General features: G+C 62.6%; 1 protein-coding gene and 1 pseudogene. One reads left to right on the forward strand and one right to left on the reverse strand.

Translation table 11 applies throughout. From position 1 onward, the window contains the following. The first annotated feature begins 341 nt into the window (after positions 1–341). Positions 342–1,190 (forward strand): 3-deoxy-8-phosphooctulonate synthase, encoded by an 849-nt coding sequence (gene kdsA, locus FS320_RS43365; RefSeq protein WP_152718651.1) that lies wholly within the window; start codon positions 342–344, stop codon positions 1,188–1,190. Positions 1,191–1,192: 2 nt separating this feature from the next. On the opposite strand, the pseudogene FS320_RS47425 reads toward kdsA, so the two are convergent. Beyond that, positions 1,193–1,410: pseudogene (locus tag FS320_RS47425) on the reverse strand (hypothetical protein); the annotation flags it as partial.

The raw sequence follows: 1,410 nt of genomic DNA on the forward strand, positions 1-1,410 counted from the left end.
CACCCATCCGCCCCGAACGCCACGTCGCCCAGTCGATCGCCACCATCCGGGCTGAACTCATCTGCACTCTCGTGCGAAGGCTCCCACGATGTCCCTGCTGCCACACAAAGTTTATGACACAGTAGTAATAGCATACTGTTTTGGAATTGACCTAAAGTAAATCAGCATTTTGTTGGAGAGGAATGCTCTTCATCCCCCTTGGTTAAAGGGCATTTATCGGTCTCAAGTCCGATCGCTGCCATCCGAAGGAACCGGTGGGAATCCGGGCCATCACATTCAGCGAACGGGTGGCATGCACAGAGTCGCTTTGCTTGCTGCCTCAGAAAGGATAGAGACGGCGCATGACTGATATCAAACAGCATCCTGCCGTCGTCGAGGCTGGCTCCGTCCGTTTCGGCAATCATCTGCCGCTCAGCATCATCGCCGGGCCCTGCGCCATGGAAAGCCGCGATCACGCGCTCGAGATGGCTGCCGCGCTCAAGGAGATTGCCGGAAAGGTGGGTCTTGGCCTCGTCTACAAGTCGTCCTTCGACAAGGCGAACCGGACCTCCATCTCCAGCGCGCGCGGCATCGGGCTGGACAAGGCCCTCTCCATTTTCGCCGAGGTGAAGGAGAAATACGGGCTGCCGGTGATCACCGACGTGCACGAGAATGATCAATGCGCCCCTGTGGGAGAGATAGTCGACATCCTCCAGATTCCGGCCTTCCTCTGCCGCCAGACCGACCTTCTGCTCGCCGCTGCCAGGACAGGCCGCGTGGTCAACGTGAAGAAGGGCCAGTTCCTGGCTCCCTGGGACATGGCCAACGTGGCTGCCAAGATCACGGATGCCGGTAATCCCAATGTGATGCTCACTGAGCGCGGCGCCTCCTTCGGCTACAACACGCTCGTCTCCGACATGCGCTCCCTGCCGATCATGGCTGAGACCGGCGCTCCAGTCATCTTCGACGCCACCCATTCCGTGCAGCAGCCAGGCGGCAAGGGCACGACCTCGGGCGGCCAGCGGGAATACGTGCCGGTGCTCGCCCGGGCCGCCGTAGCGGTCGGCGTGGCCGGCGTCTTCATCGAGACGCACCAGGACCCAGACAAGGCACCCTCCGACGGTCCCAACATGGTTCCTTTGAAGGAATTGGAGGGATTGCTCGCGCGGCTGAAGGCTTTTGATGCCTTGGCCAAGGGCAGAGCGGCCTAGTACTACAGCCGGGCCTTGCGTCGGCGTCGGGTGCGTTTGCGCCAGTGGCATTCGCGCGCCCGCTGCTGATGGCGCCGGCGCCACACCGACCAGTGCTCGACGGCCTCAACCGAAGGCGGCCGCTCCCACACCAGATGCCAGAGCAGACGGCGCACTTCCGGCACGGTGAGCGGCAACAGCCCCGCGGCGCGTCTGACGGGCGTCTCTCCCCCCGATGGCG

Source organism: Microvirga tunisiensis (genome assembly GCF_009296175.1).
Classification (GTDB): domain Bacteria; phylum Pseudomonadota; class Alphaproteobacteria; order Rhizobiales; family Beijerinckiaceae; genus Microvirga; species Microvirga tunisiensis.